Genomic DNA, 16,839 nt, shown 5'->3' with positions numbered 1-16,839 from the left:
AGTAGATCCGGCCTGCGGGAGCGATCCGACCGGGGTCCGAGTCAGCGCGGCGAACTGATCGGAACACCCGGCACGAGACTACGCGCGAATGAGCATTCGCTCATTCCTACGAGCGTTCACCCGTCAGGGGTGTCGTGGCCGGTTTCCGATCCTCGCACTCCATGAGCTGAGTCACACTCGTCGGGTCCGGTGGGTCGATGACTCACCGTTTTGCACGATTACCACGAATCCTCCGCATCTCGACCGTCATGCGTCGACCGATCGGCGGTGGATTCCTGTGGGGGGAAGGAACAATCCATGGCGCGAAGTGCGCACGGATGGAGAATCGCCGCTGCCGTGATCGCGGCGGGCGGTATGACGGCGCTGGGCCTCGGGGCGCCCGGCGCGTCGGCCGCGACGGAGCCGCGCATCGACCTGAAGGTGCTGGTGGTGGACAACGGCGACACCCCGGTCCAGGCCATCACCGCTCAGTTGAAGAGCACCGGCATCCCGTACACGGTCGTCGACCTGAACGACCCCGGCCGCGCCGTCGTCGACGCGGGCTTCCTGAGCGACACCGTGGGCGGTACGCCCAGGGCCAGATTCCAGGGCGTCGTCCTGCCCGACGAGGCCCCGTTCGGCGCGGGTTCCGCCGAGCAGACCGCCCTGGAGGAGTACGAGCGGACCTACGGCATCCCGCAGGTCGACGCCTACACCTGGGCCCACCCGGAGGTGGGCCTGGACCTCACCGGCGACGGCGGCTGGGCCGGCACCCTCGACGGACAGCAGGCGACCGTGACCACGGCGGGCCGCGCCGGATCCTTCGGCTATCTCGCCGGCGCCTTCACCTTCGAGGACAACTCCCCGACGGTCGCCGAGAGTTACGGCTACCTGGCCCGGCCCCGCGAGGGCTTCACCAGCTATGTGGACATGCCCGTCCCGGGCGGCTCGGGCACCGGCAGCCTGCTCGGCGAGTACGCCCACGACGGGCGCCGCGAGCTGGTGGTGACCTTCGCCTACAACCAGTACCAGCAGCAGTTCCGCCTCCTCGCCCGGGGCATCGTCGAATGGCTGACCGGCGGGGTGCACCTGGGGCAGGCCCGCAACTACTTCGCCGTCCACGTCGACGACGTCTTCGCGGCCGACAGCCGCTGGGACACCGAGCGCAACTGCACGCCCGGCGACCTGGACTGCGTCGGCGGCGGCGAGGAGACCGCACCGATCCGCATGACCGCCGACGACGCGGCCTACGCCGCACAGTGGCAGAAGGACCACGGCTTCACGTTGGACATGGTCTTCAACGCGGGCTCCGGGGAGGAGTGGAAGAGCGAGAACGGCGGCACCGACGCCCTCGCCGACCGGCTGCTCGCCGACACCTCGCAGTACCGCTGGATCAACCACACCTACACCCACCAGTTCCTCGGCTGCATCCAGGACGTCTCGGTCGTGCCGTGGAGCTGCGCGAAGAACGCGGACGGCTCGACGCAGTGGATGAGCCGCTCGGAGATCTCCGCGGAGATCTCCGACAACTACAACTGGGCCCTCCTGCACGGCGTCCCGGTCGACCGGGACGAACTCGTCACCGGCGAGCACTCCGGCCTCAAGACGCTGCCGCAGCAGCCGGAGGACAACCCCCACCTGGCCCCCGCCCTCTCCGACAACGGCATCCGGTGGATCGCCTCGGACAACTCGCGCGAGCCCGAGCAGCGGGCCGTCGGCAGCAGCACGCTGACCGTGCCCCGCTACCCGATGAACGTCTACTACAACGTCGGCACCAAGGAGGAGATGGCCGACGAGTACAACTGGATCTACACCGCGCAGGCCGACGGCGGCAGCGGCGTGTGCACCGACAACCCCGCCTCCACCTGCATGGACCAGCCCCTCGACGTCGCCACGGGCTACGACTCCTCCATCGTCCCCCAGGAGGCGCACACCGACCTCGGCCACGCCATCTCCAACGACCCCCGGCCGCACTACGCCCACCAGTCCAACCTGGCGGAGGACCGGATCCTCTACCCGGTCCTGGACAAGGTCCTGACGGACTACCGGGCCCTGTTCGCTGCCGACACCCCGCTGGAGAACCTGCGGCAGAAGGACATCGGCACGGAGCTGCAGCGCCGCGCGGCCTGGCAGTCGGCGATTCTGAACAACCAGGTCACCGCGTACCGCATCGGCGACACCGTGACCGTCACCGCGCCGTCCGGGACGCAGATCCCGGTCACCGCCCCGGAGGGGACCCGGCAGCAGCAGCTGATCGGCACCACCGCCTTCGGCTCGGCCTACGCGGGGGCTCTCTCGGGGTGGACCACACCGGAACTGCTGCAGAACGCGCTGACGCTGAACCTGCCGTAGCGCGCGGCTGAACCGGCGACACCATCCCCGCACCACGGGGGCACGGGGAACTGCGCGACCAGCCCACGACGGACCCGCAACTGCGGTCCGGGCCGCAGTTCCCCACTCACCGTCCGCACCGTCGGGGGGAACACTCACGGGATCATCCTTGAGATACACCCTGCCGCACATCCTGGAGCCCGCCCGGTGAGACGCCCCTTCCTCCTCGTCGCCCTTCTGCTGCTGGTCGCCGCCTGTTCGACGGCCGCGGACGACAAACCCGCCGCCCCGGATCCGGCGGGCGCGCGCTGGCAGCCGCGGCCCGGCACCGCCTGGCAGTGGCAGCTCAGCGGACGCCTCGACACGTCCGTGGACGTGCCGGTGTACGACATCGACGGCTTCGACAACTCCGCAGCCGCCGTGTCCGCCCTGCACCGCGAGGGCCGCAAGGCGATCTGCTACATCTCCACCGGCGCGTGGGAGGACTGGCGGCCGGACGCCGGGAAGTTCCCCGCGTCGGTGCGGGGCCGGGGCAACGGCTGGGACGGCGAGCGCTGGCTGGACATCCGCCGCACCGACGTGCTGGAGCCCCTGGTCGCCGCCCGCTTCGACATGTGCCGGGCGAAGGGCTTCGACGCGGTGGAGCCGGACAACATGGACGGCTACCGCAACACCACCGGCTTCCCGCTGACGGCCGCCGACCAGCTCCGCTACAACCGGCTCGTCGCCCGGCTCGCCCATGACCGGGGCCTCGCCGTCGGCCTGAAGAACGACCTCGACCAGATCCCGGAACTGCTCGGCGACTTCGACTTCGCGGTGAACGAGCAATGCGCCCAGTACGGCGAGTGCACGACGCTGACGCCCTTCGTCAGGGCGGGCAAGGCGGTCTTCCACGTGGAGTACGAACTGCCCACCGACCGCTTCTGCGACCAGGCCCGCAGCCTGGGGCTGAGCTCGATGCTCAAGAAGTACGAACTGGGGGCGTGGCGCCGGCCCTGCTGACCCCCGTCAACGAGCCCCGCCTCCGCGCGGCACCGGCGCCGTGCGGGGCGGCCCGGTCACCGTCGCCGCCGGTGTCCGGCCGAGCGGCTCACCCGCCCAGGGTCAGGGCCACCAGCGCCACTGTCGCGGAGGTCTCCGCCAGCGCCCCGAACACGTCGCCGGTGACGCCGCCGAAGCGGCGGACGCAGTGCCGCAGCAGCAGGTCGGCGGCGGCGAGGGCGGCCAGGACCGCGACCGCGGTGCGTACGGCGCCGTACGGCCCGAAGGCGGCCCCGCAGGCCGCGGCCACGACCGTGACGGCGACGGCCGCGCCCGCCGCGGCGCCCGCCGGGACCACCCCGGAGACTGCGGCGCCCAGCCCTTCCGGACGGGCCGCCGGCACGCCGCCGCGGGCGGCCAGGGTCAGCGCGAGACGGGCGGCGGTGGCCGCGACGGCGGCGGCGAACGCTCCGCGGGCCCAGGAGCCGCTGTACAGCTGCGCCAGCGCGGCGACCTGGGCGAGCAGCACGAAGACGACGGCCAGCACGCCGAACGGGCCGATGTCCGACTGCTTCATGATCCGCAGCGCGTCCTCGGCGGGTTTGCCGCTGCCCAGCCCGTCCGCGGTGTCCGCCAGCCCGTCCAGGTGCAGGCCCCGGGTCAGGGCCGCGGGCACCGCCGCGGTGGCGACGGCGGCGAGCAGCGGCCCCGCTCCGAGGAACAGCAGCAGCCCGAGGCCCGCGGAGGCCGCGCCGACGACGAGTCCGGCGAGCGGGGCGCACAGCATCCCGCCGCGCGCCGCCTCGCGGTCCCAGCGGTGCACCCGGACCGGCAGCACGGTCAGGGTGCCGAAAGCGAAGCGGAGGCCGTGGAAGGCGGGGGTCGTGGACACCGGCGCAGGTTACCGGTCGGTCCGGGGAGCCGGGGAGCCGGGGAGCGGGGGAGCGGGGGAGCGGGGGAGCCGGTCGGTGGCGGTCGGCGATCGGACGCGGCCGGACGGCGCCCGGGCGGCATTCACGGATAAAGTTCGCACATGGGACAGTGGTGGTACCGCAACATCGTCGAGCCGGGCAAGCTCCCTCTGCTGCTCGCCCTCACCGCCTTCGTCCTCACCTTCCTGATCACCCGCACCATCGTCCGGCTCATCCGGGCCGGGCGGGGCCCCTTCGGCAACGTCAAGGCCGGCGGGCTGCACATCCACCACGTCGTCCCCGGCGTCATCCTCACCGTCGTGGGCGGCTTCGGCGCGGTCGCCGGCGGACGGCACGGCTTCGGCTCGTACGTGTCAGCGGTGCTCTTCGGGATGGGGGCGGGCCTGGTCCTGGACGAGTTCGCGCTGATCCTGCACCTCGACGACGTCTACTGGAGCGAGGCCGGCCGCCAGAGCGTCGAGGTGGTCGTGCTGACCGCGGCCCTGGTCGGGCTCTGGCTGGTGGGCTTCGCCCCGTTCGGCGTCAACGGCGTGAGCGACAACGAACTGCAGGACCGCAGCAGCGTCATCGCGACCGTGGCCGTCAACTTCCTCCTGGCGCTCGGCGTCCTCGCCAAGGGCAAGCCCCGCATGGCGATCTTCAGCGTGATCGTGCCCTTCCTCGCGCTGATCGGCATCGTCCGTCTGGCCCGCCCCGGCTCCCCGTGGGCCAAGCGTCTCTACCGCCACCGTCCCCGGGCCCGTGCCCGGGCCGTGCTCCGCGCCTATCGCCACGACCGCCGCTGGTCCGGGCCGCGCCGCGTGTTCCAGGACTGGCTGGGCGGCAAGCCCGACCCGGAACCGAGCCGCGCGGTCGAGCGCAGCTGAGCCGCCGCGCACAGCACCAGCACCGCCGCGATCGCGGCCAGATGCTCCTTGCCGGCCAGGTTGTCCTTGACGATCACCTCGACGACCATCGCCACCACGACCGCGCCGGCGGTGACGTACGCCCCGTAGCGCCAGCCGATGAACACCGCGAGGCCGACCACGGCCGCGGACGGGCCGGTGTCCACCACCTGCGCGTCCGAGGCGGGCAGACCCAGCGGGGCGTCCGGGCCCAGCCAGATGCCGACGCGGGCGTACAGGGTCCCGGCGAGCGTGGCCGTGTAGGCGACGGCCAGGGTCCGCCGGCGGCCCAGGCAGATCTCCGCGAGGCCGAACGCGAACAGGATCTGCGCGAGCGCCCCCCAGACCGGCAGGTCCAGCGCCGGGACGAACAGGGAGAGCGGGGTGCGCAGCAGCGCCAGCCACAGCGGGTCCTCGGCCCGCACCGCCCCCAGGTCCCGCACGGGCGCGAAGCCCCAGGGCCGGTTCTGCACGATCTGCAGCACCCCGGTCAGGCACACCGCCGCCAGGGTCATCGGGACCGCCCGCCGGCGCCGCCTCGTCAGCGGGCCGCGCACGGTGGCGTACAGCGGCCCCCATTCGGCGCGGGCCCAGCGGGCGAGGCGGTTCATCGACGAGTCTCCAGGTCCGTACGGTTCAGCCGGGGCGACCGGTCCGGCACCTCCAGGAACCCCTCCGCGCACGCCGAGGCGACGCCGATGCGGGGGAGGTCCGCGCTCTTCTCGAAGAGCAGGAACCGCGGCTCCCACACGGGCCGGTACTCGGCGTCGGCGCGGTACAGCGACGCGATGCGCCACCAGCGGGTGGAGAAGCCGAGCAGCGACCGCCACGGCCTCAGCACCGGCCCGGCGCCGAGCCGGGCGCCACGTTCGAAGACCGAGCGGAACATCGCGAAGTTGAGCGACACCTGAGTGATCTCGATCTCCGCGGCGCGCCGCAGCGTGTTGACGCCGACGTCCGCCCAGGTCGGCGGCGCGATCCGGGCGCCCCCGGCCTCGTCGGCGGCGACCGACACCGGGCGCAGCGCGCCGTACCGCGGGCGGTCGAGGAACCGGGCCGGCCGCGTGCCCCGGTCGATCGCCGTCACCAGCAGCGCGGCCAGCAGCGAGGAGGCGAGCAGCCCGCCGCCGGCGACGGCCGCGGCGAGCCGGGGATCGGACCGGCGGCCCTTGGCGCAGAACTCCCGCCGCCCGGCGAGCAGTGCGGCGGCGAAGGCCGCCGTCACGGCCGGCGACACCCGGTTCTGCGGGTGTCGCCGGGTCTCCGGGAACGCCATGGCGACGGCGAGGAGGGCGAGGAACACCCCGCTCGGCACCAGGTCGAGGAGCCACGCGGCCCGTTTGCGGCGCCGCATGGTGACGGCCAGGAACGCGGCGAGGACACCCGACGCGAACCCGGCCGTCAGCAGATACGGCGTGCAGCAGTCCTGCTGGTTGTGCCGTCGTACGTCCTGTCCCGGGGAGACCCGCACCGCGCCGAGGAAGTTGACGAACGCGACGATCTGCAGGTACCGGACGGCGAAGCCGGCGGCGCGTCGCGAGGTCCTGCCGCTACGGCGAGCCGGGACGGAGGCGACTCGGGCATCTCCCATGAAGGGCGATCATATGGGCGCTTTCCCGGCGAATCGTGCATCTCGCGGGGGCGTTCGCGACGGCCCCGGTCGCCCGCCGCCGCGCGCCCGTCGAGGGGTCGTGGCTCGGGAGCGACCGGAGAAGGGGTGCGGGGAGCCGTCCGGCCGGCCGCCGCACGTCGTGTCGCGTCCGGTGGGCTCAGTCCTTGCCCACCTCGGGCAGTTCGGCCGCGAGTGCCGCCGCGGCCTGCACCAGGGGCAGGGCGAGCAGCGCCCCGGCTCCCTCGCCGACCGTCACCCCCTGGTCCAGCAGGGGTTCCAGGGCCATCCGGTCCAGTGCCTTGGCCTGCCCCGGCTCCCCGCTGAGGTGCCCGGCCAGCCACCAGTCCGGTGCCCGGAACGCGACCCGCTGCGCCACCAGCGCGCAGGCGGCGCCGACCACGCCGTCCAGGATCACCGGCATCTTCCGTACGGCCGCCTGGAGCAGAAAGCCCGTCATCGCCGTGAGGTCGGCACCGCCCACGGTCGCCAGCAGCTGCAACTGGTCGCCGAGGACGGGCCGGGCCCGACGCAGGGCGTCGCGGATCGCCGCGCACTTGCGCATCCAGGCGAGGTCGTCGACGGCGAGCCCGCCGCGGCCGGTGACGACGGAGGCGTCGGTCCCGCACAGAGCGGCCACCAGTACGCCTGCCGCCGTGGTCCCGCCCACGCTGAGGTCGCCGAGCACCACGAGATCCGTCCCGGAGTCGGCCTCCTCGTCGGCCACCGCGACCCCTGCCAGGAAGGCCTGCCGGGCCTCCTCGGCGGTCAGCGCGTCCTCGGTGTCGATCCGTCCGCTGCCGCGCCGCACCCGATGCCGCACCACGTCCGCGGGCAGCGCCTCCGGGTCGCAGTCCAGCGCCATGTCGACCACCCGCAGCGGCACGCCGAGCCGCCGGGCCAGCACGGAGACCGGCCGGGAGCCCTCCAGCACGTCCCGCACCAGTTCGACGGCGCTGCCCGCGGGCCGAGCCGACACCTCCAGACCGGCGATGCCGTGATCGCCCGCGAACAGCACCACCCGCGGCTGCTCGACCGCGCGCACCGGCACGGTCCCCTGCGCCGCGGCCAGCCACTCACCCAGGTCGTCGAGGCGCCCGAGCGACCCGGGCGGCACGATCTGACGCTCCCGGCGCGCCTCGGCGTCACGCCGCATCCCGCCGTCCGGGCGCTCGATCAGATCGGTGAAGTCGTCGAGATTAAGCGAGCTCATTCGCCGAACAGTACCGGCCCGCGGCGAACGCCCCGGTGCCACATCGGCACCACACCGGCACGCCGTCGTTGCGCCCAAGATCTGTATCCCATACGTTCCGCTTTGCTGCGGATTGTCGTTGCCTTCTCTCGTCCCCCACCGGGAGCCGCTCATGCCCCCCAGGCCCATCCACGAGCCCCGCCGCGCGGACTGCCCCTGGTGCGGCGCACCCCGCCTGCGCACCCGGCTGCGCGCCCCCGACCTCCGTCACGGCAGACCGGGCACCTTCACCGTCGACGAGTGCCGCGAGTGCGCCCACGTCTTCCAGAACCCGCGCCTGACGCCCGAGGGCCTGGCCCTCTACCGCGAGGACGGGCCCGTCGCCGCGGACGAGGGGAGCGCCGTACGCCGCCGGCACCACCGCGACGCCGCCCGGGCGGTGCTCCGGCGCTGTCCCGAACCGGAGAGCTGGCTGGACGTGGGCACCGGCGACGGGGCCTTCCCCCGAGCGGCGAAGGAACTCTTCCCCTACACGTCCTTCGACGGCACCGACCCCACGCCGAGGGTGGTGCGGGCGCGCCGGGCGGAGCGCGTGGAGGAGGCGCACGTGGGCCACCTGACGGCGCCGGAGCTGACGGCCCGTCTGCGTGCCCGCTACGACGTGGTCAGCGTCCTCGGCCATCTGGAACGCACCCCCGACCCGCGCGCCGAACTCCGCGCCGCCCTGACGGCGTTGCGCCCCGGCGGTCATCTGCTGCTGGAACTGCCGGATCCCGCCAGCGCGTTCGCCGCCGTGCTGGGCAAGTGGTGGCACCCGCACGGCCAGCCGCACCACCTCCAGCTGATGCCCCTCGCCAACATCCGCGCGGAACTGGAGGAGCAGGGCTGCACGGTCCTGACGGCGGACCGCAGGTCGGCCCATGTGCCGCGGGACCTGGCGCGGGCGGTGTCCCTGGCCACGGGCCGGTCGCTGCCCCGCCCGCTGGCCCGCTCGCTGACCGCCACGGCCGGCACGGCGGACCGCACCCTGTCCCCCTTCCTGTGCCGCACCCGCTTCGCGAACTCCTACCGCGTCGTCGCCAGGAAGGGGGAGGCGTAGGGAAACCGCGGGGAACCCCTGAGGGGGTGCGCGGCGGAGCACCGAAGGGCCCTGAAGAGGAGCCGGGACGTCGTGGGGGCCGTGGGAGGCCGTGCCGGACCGGCCCGCGCCCGCCTCGCCCGGGTTCGGCCCGGCTCTCCGCCGCACCGGGCGTATCCCGCCGCATCCGGCGGGGCACCGCGCGGTGCCGCTCAGCTCCGCAGCACCACGGCCTGCCCCGCCACCACCAGCAGCACCTGCTCGCACTCGCCCGCGACCGACGCGTTCAACCGGCCCAACTCGTCCCGGTACCGCCGTCCCGACGCGGTCGCCGGCACGATCCCGGACCCCACCTCGTTCGACACCAGCACCACCGTCCGCCGGGTCGCCCGCACGGCCGCCACGAGCTCGGCCACCCGTTCCCGCAGCAGCCGCTCACCCCCGTCCGCCCACGCCGCGTCGTCCCACGCCCCCACGGAGTCCATCGCGTCGGTCAGCCACAGCGACAGGCAGTCGACGAGCAGCGGCGGCCCCTCGGCCTCCAGCAGCGGCCCCAGCTCGCACGTCTCCACCGTCCGCCACGACCCCGGCCGCCGCTCCCGGTGCACGGCGACCCGGGCCGCCCACTCCCGGTCCCCGCCCCGTGTTCCGCCCGTCGCGACGTACAGCACCTCGGGGAACGACTCCAGCCGCCGCTCGGCCTCCACCGACTTGCCCGACCTCGCCCCGCCGAGCACCAGCGTCCGCCGCGGCACGCCCGGCACCTCCTCGCCGGACCCCACCACCAGCGTCGAACCGTCCGGCACCGCCCGCGCCCCCGCCGCCGCCAGCCGCCGGCGGACCTCGCCGCCGGGCGGCACGTCGTGGTCGAGGTGGACGGCGACGACGTCGGTGGCCGGCCCGACCGCACCGGCCGCCCGCAGTCTGGCCAGGGCGTCCGGCCGTCCCACCACGTCGGCGAGTACCAGGTCGTACGCCGTCGCCGCGGCGGTCCCCTCCTCCAGCCCCGCGGGCGCCCCGCCCGGCGGCAGGTACAGCAGTCGCCCCCCGTCCGGCGCGGTCACCGCGTACCCGGTGCCGGGCGCGTCCATCGCCACCGCCCGCACCCGATGCCCCGTCAGCAGCGCCAGCTCCCGCCCGTCCGGCACCCGTCCGGGCTGCGGCAGCCCGTCCGGCACCTCCACGGCCGGCCCGTCGCCCGGGTGCGACAGCAGCACCTGCCGTACGTCGCCCAGCGAACGCCCCGCCCGAGCCGCCGCGAACACCGCGCCCGGCGTCAGGTCCAGCAGTACCGCCCCGTCCACGAGCAGCGCGGTGGCCGCCCGGGCGTCGTCGCCGAGAGCGGTCGCGCAGGCGGCGCAGGGGCAGTCGGGGCGGGGCAGTCCCGCGGGGGCACCGGTGCCGAGCAGAGTCACTTCCACGCACCGATCCTCCCTTGCCGCCCCGGGTCTTGCGCGTCCGGCTAGGCTCGGTGCGGGAGCCGGACCAAGATCCGGCTTCCGCTCTGCATGTGCTCACACCTGGGAGGCGTACATGGCGGCATGGACGTGGCGGTTCGAGAAGGCCGACGGGACGGAGGTCCAGCCCGCGGTGCAGCCGGAGGAGTTCACCACGCAGGGGGACGCCGAGTCCTGGGTCGGGGAGCACTACAAGGAGCTGCTGGCGGGCGGAGCGGACCAGGTGCGGTTGTTCGAGGACGCCACGGAGATCTACGGGCCGATGAGCCTGCACGCCGACGAGTCGTAGGGGTGCGCAGGGCGGCCGGCCCGGGTCCGGCCGCCCGCCTCCTCACTGCTCGCCCAGCGTCACGTCCGCCGTCCTCTTCTCCCCGCCGCGGGTGTAGGTGACGGTCGTCTTCTCTCCCGGCGCCATTCCCGCCAGCTGCTCCGCCAGCGAGGTGATGGTGGTGATGTCGGCGCCGCCGAGCCCGGTGATGATGTCCCCGGGCTGCAGCCCGGCGTTGTCGGCGGCCCCGCCGTCGGTGACCTCGACCACGGCGACGCCGGCGGGCTGGTAGTCGGCGTCGACGACCGTGCGGCCGGTGATGCCGAGGGCCGCCCGGCCCGAGTCGGTGACCTTGCCGCTCTTGATGATCTGGTCGGCGACCGTCTTCACCATCGACGCCGGGATCGCGAACCCGATGCCGGGCGCCGCGCTGTTGCCGAGGTCGGGGTCGGTCGCGGCGAGCGTCGGGATGCCGATGACCTGCCCGTCCAGGTTCACCAGCGCGCCTCCGCTGTTGCCCGGGTTGATCGCGGCCGACGTCTGCACCATGTTGCCGATCGTGGCGCCCGTACCACCGCCCGCACGGCCCTCGGTGACGGTCCGTCCGGTCGCCGAGACGATGCCCTGGGTCACGCTGGACGCCAGCCCCAACGGGGAACCCATCGCCAGCACGATGTCGCCCACCTCCACCTTCGAGGAGTCCGCGAACTCGGCCGGCTTCAGGCCGTCCGGCACCTTGTCCAGCTCGACGACCGCCAGGTCCTGCTCCGGATAGGAGTACACCAACGTCGCGGACAGGGGCTGCTCGCTGTTGGCGGTCGTCACCCGGAAGGCCTTCTCGTCGCCGACGACGTGCGCGTTGGTGACGATGTGCCCCTTGTCGTCGTACACCACGCCGGATCCCAGTCCGGTGCGCCCCTGGATCTGTACGACGGACGGCAGAACGGTCCTGATCACCTTCTGGTAGGCGCTCTCCAACTGGTCGCTCTGCCGGGCCGGCGCGGCGGGCTGAGCGGCCCGCGTCGTCGCCGTCTCCCGATCGCCCGACGAACCGGAGCCCGAGCATCCGGCGAGGACGGAGAGGAGGACGCCGGAACAGGCGGCCAGCGCGGCGGTCGCCCGGAGCCGGGCCGGGGAGGTGCGAACGTCCATGGGCCGAGTCTCGTGCCGGGGGAACGCCCCGGCCTGCGCTGGGCGCCCGAACGGGTGGGCTCAGCCCCGCACCCCGCACAGGTGCAGCAGCGCCGCGACCCCCCGGTACGGATCGGTCCGCCCGGCCCGCTCCTCGACCGCCAGCAGCGTCTCCGCGTCGTCGGGGACCGCCGCCCCGTCCGCGGCCGTGTCCGTGAAGACGCGGACGCCGTACCAGGCCTGCAGCGGTGCACCGATCCGCGCGAGCGTCGAGGTCAGTGCCTCACGCCGGTCCGCTCGGACGTCCAGGCCGAGGCGGTTGCGGTAGGCGGCGGTGTCGAAGGAGGCCAGTGCCTGCGTCCAGTCGCCGTACAGACCGGGCCGCATCGCCAGCGCGTCGCCGTTGCGCACCAGCAGCGACAGCAGGCCGCCCGGGGCGAGCATCCGCGCCAGCCCCGCCAGCAGGGAGCCGGGGTCCTCGACGTACATCAGCACGCCGTGGCACAGCACCACGTCGAAGCTCCCGGGCAGGAAGTGGACACCGGTGTCATGGCCGTCGCCCTCGACGATCCGCATCCGCCGGCGGATGCCCTCCGGCTCCTCCGAGAGCGCCTTCCGGGCCACCGCGACCATCGTGGCGTCCTGCTCCAGGCCGGTCACCCGGTGACCGGCGCGGGCCAGCCGCAGCGCCTGCGTGCCCTGGCCCATCCCCACGTCGAGTACCCGCAGCCGCTGCCCTACCGGGTACCGCCCGGCTATCTGTTCGTCGAGCTGGCGTGCCACCAGCTCCTGTCGCACGACGTCGCGCAGACCGCCCACCCGGCTCAGCCAGGCGTCGGCCCCGCCCTGGGAGAACGACGTCGTGCTCAGGGCCGCTCTCCGCGCTTGACCTGCGGCTTGGGCAGCCGGAGACGGCGCATCTGGAGGGAACGCATCAGGCCGTAGGCGACCGCGCCGCGCCGGTTCCGGTCGGGGAACCGCTCGTTCAGCTGCTTCCTCAGGCGGAAGCCCGAGAGGATCGAGTCGAGCACGATCAGCACGATCACGACCAGCCACAGCAGCAGCGCGAGGGCCTGGAGCCGGCCCACCCGGACCACGCTCAGTACCAGGATGACCACGGCCATGGGCAGGAAGAACTCCGCCACGTTGAACCGCGAGTCGATGAAGTCGCGCACGAAACGGCGCACCGGGCCCTTGTCGCGGGCCGGCAGGTAGCGCTCGTCGCCGCTGGCCAGCGCCTGGCGCTGGCGCTCCATGGCCTGGCGCCGCTCCTCGCGGGAGCGCTTGGCGGCCTCCTTGCGCGTCGTCGGCGTGTTGGCCACGCTGCGGCGCTGGGACTGGGCCTCACTGCGCTTGGGCGTCGGCCGGCCCTTGGGGGCCTGGGGGTCACGGGGCTGCTTGGAGGAGGTCACCGGCGCCTTGTCGGCGGCGGGGGCCTTCTCGTCCTTGGCACGGCTACGGAACACAAAAGCCAAGGGTACGGGGTCCGGGGGCATGGACCCCAGCCCCGTGGGGAACGATCCGGCAACACCATTCGTCTGTAGGGGGGACAGAACAGATCCACGAGTGACGCAGCGCACGTCCCGGGACGCCCGTCCACCGGCCGTCCTCGGACACTTCCTCCTCCCTACGCCGGAGCCGGTTCGTGCGCAGTCGTCCCTGGGGATGAGCGCATCCGTTCCCGAACAGTGCGGTAATGGATGCAGGGCCCGTACTGTGGGTTCTGTCGCAGTGAGCTGGAGCTGGAGTCCGTCAGAAGGGGGCGCGCGAAGCCCATGAGCGGTGTCATGAAGCGTATGGGGATGATCTTCCGCGCGAAGGCGAACAAGGCCCTTGACCGGGCCGAGGACCCGCGCGAGACCCTCGACTACTCGTACCAGAAGCAACTGGAGCTGCTGCAGAAGGTGCGCCGCGGTGTCGCCGACGTGGCCACGTCGCGCAAGCGCCTGGAGCTCCAGATGAATCAGCTGCAGCAGCAGTCGTCCAAGCTGGAGGACCAGGGCCGCAAGGCGCTCGCGCTGGGCCGCGAGGACCTGGCCCGCGAGGCCCTGTCCCGCAAGTCCGCCCTCCAGCAGCAGGTCACCGACCTGGAGACGCAGCACGCCACCCTCCAGGGCGAGGAGGAGAAGCTCACTCTGGCGGCCCAGCGCCTCCAGGCCAAGGTCGACGCCTTCCGCACGAAGAAGGAGACGATCAAGGCGACCTACACCGCGGCCCAGGCGCAGACCCGCATCGGCGAGGCCTTCTCCGGCATCTCCGAGGAGATGGGCGACGTCGGCCTGGCCATCCAGCGGGCCGAGGACAAGACGGCTCAGCTCCAGGCCCGCGCCGGCGCCATCGACGAACTCCTCGCCTCGGGCGCCCTGGACGACCAGTCCGGCATGCACAAGGACGACATCCAGGCCGAGCTGGACCGCCTCTCCGGTGGTACGGATGTAGAGCTGGAGCTGCAGCGCATGAAGGCCGAGCTGGCCGGAGGTCCCTCCGGCGACCGGCAGGCCATCGAGGGCGGCACCGACCAGCAGCAGTCCGAGCAGCAGCCGCAGGACACCCCGCGCTTCGACAAACAGTAGGCCGGCGCAGGGGTTCCGAGCCGAGGAGGGCGACGTGATCGTACGGATCATGGGTGAGGGCCAGGTGAGACTGGAGGACGGCCGTCTCACCGAGCTGAACAAGCTGGACGACGAGCTGCTGGCCGAGATCGAGAAGGGCGACGGCCCCGCGTTCCGCCGCACCCTGGACGCGCTGCTGGCCAGGGTCCGCGAGCTGGGCGTCCCGCTGCCCGACGACGCCCTCGAACCCTCCGAGCTCATCCTGCCCGCCCAGGAGGCGACCCTGGACGAGGTCCGGGAACTGCTCAGCGACGACGGCTTGATCCCGGGCTGACGGACCGGCCGGCTCGGTTCCCGGGCTGACGGACACCGCTCGGCTCGGTTCCCGGGCTGACGGACGCCTGCTCCGTTCCCGCCTCGGCCGGAGCCCCGTACTGTTCCTCCGGTGAGCACCCTCGACCGCGCCAGATGCCGACTGGGAGCACACCCCCTGGCGCTGGACGCGGCGCTGGCGGCGGTGGTGCTCGCCTGCATGGTCACCGGCTCGTTCGCCGAGCCGCACGCTGAGAGCGGCGTGACCTGGGGCGTGCGCACCCCCGACCCGCTCAGCCTGGTCCTGATGACCCTCGGCGCCGCCGCCCTGGTCCTGCGCCGCCGCGCCCCGCTGACCGTGCTCGCCGTCACCGGCGCCCTCTCCCTGATCGAGAGCGTCACCGGCGACCCGCGCGCCCCCGTCGCGATGTCCGCCGTCATCGCCCTGTACACGGTCGCCTCCACCACCGACCGCCCCACCGCCCTGCGGGCCGGCCTGCTCACCATGACCGTGCTGACCGGCGCCGCGATGCTCGCCGGGCCGCTGCCCTGGTACGCACAGGAGAACCTCGCCCTCTTCGCCTGGACCGGCATCGGCGCCACCGCCGGCGACGCCGTGCGCAGCCGCCGCGCCTTCGTGCAGGCCATCCGCGAGCGGGCCGAGCGCGCCGAGCGCACCCGCGAGGAGGAGGCCCGCCGTCGCGTCGCCGAGGAGCGGCTGCGCATCGCCCGCGACCTGCACGACGTCGTCGCCCACCACATCGCCCTGGTCAACGTGCAGGCGGGCGTCGCCGCGCACGTCATGGAGAAGCGGCCCGACCAGGCCAAGGAGGCCCTCGCCCATGTGCGCCAGGCCAGCCGCAGCGCGCTCGACGAACTGCGCGCCACCGTCGGCCTGCTCCGCCAGTCCGGCGACCCGGAGGCCCCCACCGAGCCCGCCCCCGGCCTGGAGCGGCTCGACGAACTCACCGGTACCTTCCGCAGCGCCGGCCTCCGCGTCCGGGTCCTGCGCACCGATCCGGACACCACCCTTCCGGCCGCCGTCGACCTGGCCGCCTACCGTGTCATCCAGGAGGCCCTGACCAACGTGCAGAAGCATGCGGGCACCGCGGCGAACGCCGAGGTCAGCGTCGTACGCGTGGGGCCCCGGGTCGAGATCAGCGTCCTGGACGACGGCGCCGGGCACGACGGCGGTCCGCTCCCGGGCACGCGGCAGGGCGGGGGCCACGGACTGCTCGGCATGCGGGAACGGGTCACCGCGCTCGGCGGCACCCTCACCACCGGCCCCCGCTACGGAGGGGGCTTCCGCGTCCATGCGATCCTGCCCGTCACGACCCGGACGGCAGTGCCGGGTGAACCGGGGGAGACCGCATGACCATCCGCGTCCTGCTCGCCGACGACCAGGCGCTGCTGCGCAGCGCGTTCCGCGTGCTGGTCGACTCCGAGCCCGACATGGAGGTCGTCGGCGAGGCCTGCGACGGCGCCGAGGCGGTCCGGCTGGCCGGGCAGAAGCGCCCCGACGTCGTCCTGATGGACATCCGCATGCCGGGCACCGACGGCCTCGCCGCCACCCGCATGATCGGCGCCGACCCGTCCCTGTCCGGGGTCCGCGTGGTCATCCTGACCACTTTCGAGGTCGACGACTACGTCGTGCAGTCGCTGCGTGCCGGCGCCTCCGGTTTCCTCGGCAAGGGCAGCGAGCCGGAGGAACTGCTCGCCGCCATCCGCGTGGCGGCCGGCGGTGAGGCCCTGCTCTCCCCGGCCGCCACCAAGGGCCTGATCGCCCGCTTCCTGGCCCAGGCAGACCCCGCTGACGGGGAAGGGGCCCCGGCCCACAAGGAGCGGTTGGCCGCGCTCACCGGGCGCGAGCGCGAGGTGCTGGTCCAAGTGGCCGGCGGCCGCTCCAACGACGAGATCGCCGAGCGCCTCCAGGTCAGCCCTCTGACGGTGAAGACCCATGTCAACCGGGCCATGGCGAAGCTGGGGGCGCGGGACCGGGCCCAGCTGGTGGTGATCGCGTACGAGTCGGGACTGGTGCGGCCCCGGCAGGAGTGACGAGCGGGACCGGAGCGCAGCCGCCGTCCCGCCCGCGGGGACCGGTACGCCCACGGTGTGGAGAGGAACCGGCTGTGG

The 16,839-nt window shown here is 73.6% G+C and carries 17 protein-coding genes; 9 read left to right on the top strand and 8 right to left on the bottom strand.

Features of this window, described 5'->3' with window-relative positions; translation table 11 throughout:
• The first annotated feature begins 297 nt into the window (after positions 1 to 297).
• Both JS756_RS25115 and JS756_RS25110 read left to right on the top strand, forming a co-directional pair.
• Positions 298 to 2,331: a hypothetical protein gene (locus JS756_RS25115; protein WP_205385465.1), complete on the top strand. Its 2,034-nt coding sequence runs from the start codon at positions 298 to 300 to the stop codon at positions 2,329 to 2,331.
• 186 nt (positions 2,332 to 2,517) lie between these two features.
• The gene (locus tag JS756_RS25110; protein WP_205385464.1) at positions 2,518 to 3,312 is read left to right on the top strand and encodes an endo alpha-1,4 polygalactosaminidase; all 795 of its coding nucleotides are present in this window, start codon (positions 2,518 to 2,520) and stop codon (positions 3,310 to 3,312) included.
• A gap of 88 nt (positions 3,313 to 3,400) precedes the next feature.
• Here the strand turns inward: JS756_RS25110 and JS756_RS25105 are convergent, their stop codons facing one another.
• Positions 3,401 to 4,183 (bottom strand): adenosylcobinamide-GDP ribazoletransferase, encoded by a 783-nt coding sequence (locus JS756_RS25105; RefSeq protein ID WP_205385463.1) that lies wholly within the window; start codon positions 4,181 to 4,183, stop codon positions 3,401 to 3,403.
• A 141-nt stretch (positions 4,184 to 4,324) separates the two neighbouring features.
• Between JS756_RS25105 and JS756_RS25100 the strand changes: the two genes are divergently transcribed.
• Positions 4,325 to 5,089 (top strand): hypothetical protein, encoded by a 765-nt coding sequence (locus JS756_RS25100; RefSeq protein WP_205385462.1) that lies wholly within the window; start codon positions 4,325 to 4,327, stop codon positions 5,087 to 5,089.
• Here the strand turns inward: JS756_RS25100 and JS756_RS25095 are convergent.
• The 3 genes from JS756_RS25095 to cobT form a co-directional block, all read right to left on the bottom strand.
• A complete protein-coding gene (locus tag JS756_RS25095; RefSeq protein WP_205385461.1) occupies positions 4,987 to 5,718 on the bottom strand; it encodes a hypothetical protein in 732 nt (243 codons plus the stop codon). The two genes, JS756_RS25100 and JS756_RS25095, sit on opposite strands and share 103 nt — an antisense overlap.
• Entirely contained in the window at positions 5,715 to 6,698 is a 984-nt protein-coding gene (locus JS756_RS25090; protein WP_205385460.1) for a phosphatidylglycerol lysyltransferase domain-containing protein, read from the bottom strand. The genes JS756_RS25095 and JS756_RS25090 overlap by 4 nt, the downstream gene beginning before the upstream one ends.
• Positions 6,699 to 6,876: 178 nt before the next feature.
• Positions 6,877 to 7,929, bottom strand: coding sequence for a nicotinate-nucleotide--dimethylbenzimidazole phosphoribosyltransferase (gene cobT, locus JS756_RS25085; protein WP_205385459.1), 1,053 nt, complete (start codon positions 7,927 to 7,929; stop codon positions 6,877 to 6,879).
• Positions 7,930 to 8,080: 151 nt separating this feature from the next.
• Between cobT and JS756_RS25080 the strand changes: the two genes are divergently transcribed.
• A complete protein-coding gene (locus JS756_RS25080) occupies positions 8,081 to 9,007 on the top strand; it encodes a class I SAM-dependent methyltransferase (RefSeq protein WP_205385458.1) in 927 nt (308 codons plus the stop codon).
• A 191-nt stretch (positions 9,008 to 9,198) separates the two neighbouring features.
• Here the strand turns inward: JS756_RS25080 and JS756_RS25075 are convergent, their stop codons facing one another.
• Entirely contained in the window at positions 9,199 to 10,407 is a 1,209-nt protein-coding gene (locus JS756_RS25075; protein ID WP_205385457.1) for a bifunctional adenosylcobinamide kinase/adenosylcobinamide-phosphate guanylyltransferase, read from the bottom strand.
• 112 nt (positions 10,408 to 10,519) lie between these two features.
• On the opposite strand from JS756_RS25075, the gene JS756_RS25070 reads away from it, so the two are divergent.
• A complete protein-coding gene (locus JS756_RS25070; protein ID WP_205385456.1) occupies positions 10,520 to 10,732 on the top strand; it encodes a hypothetical protein in 213 nt (70 codons plus the stop codon).
• 42 nt (positions 10,733 to 10,774) lie between these two features.
• Here the strand turns inward: JS756_RS25070 and JS756_RS25065 are convergent, their stop codons facing one another.
• The 3 genes from JS756_RS25065 to JS756_RS25055 all read right to left on the bottom strand — a co-directional run bounded on the left by JS756_RS25065 (position 10,775) and on the right by JS756_RS25055 (position 13,338).
• Positions 10,775 to 11,863: a S1C family serine protease gene (locus JS756_RS25065; protein ID WP_205385455.1), complete on the bottom strand. Its 1,089-nt coding sequence runs from the start codon at positions 11,861 to 11,863 to the stop codon at positions 10,775 to 10,777.
• A gap of 60 nt (positions 11,864 to 11,923) precedes the next feature.
• A complete protein-coding gene (locus JS756_RS25060; protein WP_205385454.1) occupies positions 11,924 to 12,625 on the bottom strand; it encodes a class I SAM-dependent methyltransferase in 702 nt (233 codons plus the stop codon).
• 83 nt (positions 12,626 to 12,708) lie between these two features.
• Entirely contained in the window at positions 12,709 to 13,338 is a 630-nt protein-coding gene (locus JS756_RS25055; protein WP_205385453.1) for a DUF3043 domain-containing protein, read from the bottom strand.
• A 300-nt stretch (positions 13,339 to 13,638) separates the two neighbouring features.
• Here JS756_RS25055 and JS756_RS25050 point away from each other — a divergent pair, with 300 nt between their 5' ends.
• The 4 genes from JS756_RS25050 (at position 13,639) to JS756_RS25035 (ending at position 16,761) form a co-directional block, all read left to right on the top strand.
• Positions 13,639 to 14,415: a PspA/IM30 family protein gene (locus JS756_RS25050; protein ID WP_205385509.1), complete on the top strand. Its 777-nt coding sequence runs from the start codon at positions 13,639 to 13,641 to the stop codon at positions 14,413 to 14,415.
• 34 nt (positions 14,416 to 14,449) lie between these two features.
• Positions 14,450 to 14,728, top strand: coding sequence for a PspA-associated protein PspAA (pspAA, locus tag JS756_RS25045; RefSeq protein ID WP_205385452.1), 279 nt, complete (start codon positions 14,450 to 14,452; stop codon positions 14,726 to 14,728).
• Between the two features lie 111 nt (positions 14,729 to 14,839).
• Positions 14,840 to 16,081 carry a sensor histidine kinase gene (locus JS756_RS25040; RefSeq protein ID WP_205385451.1) on the top strand — a complete coding sequence of 414 codons (1,242 nt, stop codon included), beginning with the start codon at positions 14,840 to 14,842 and terminating at the stop codon, positions 16,079 to 16,081.
• A complete protein-coding gene (locus tag JS756_RS25035) occupies positions 16,078 to 16,761 on the top strand; it encodes a response regulator (protein WP_205385450.1) in 684 nt (227 codons plus the stop codon). Before JS756_RS25040 ends, JS756_RS25035 begins: the two co-directional genes overlap by 4 nt.
• Positions 16,762 to 16,839 lie beyond the last annotated feature (78 nt).

The sequence above is a fragment of the Streptomyces actuosus genome (assembly GCF_016921115.1).
In the GTDB taxonomy this organism is placed as follows: domain Bacteria; phylum Actinomycetota; class Actinomycetes; order Streptomycetales; family Streptomycetaceae; genus Streptomyces; species Streptomyces actuosus_A.
Note: the sequence above shows the minus strand (reverse complement) of the source record. Positions and strands in the feature narration are given on the sequence as shown.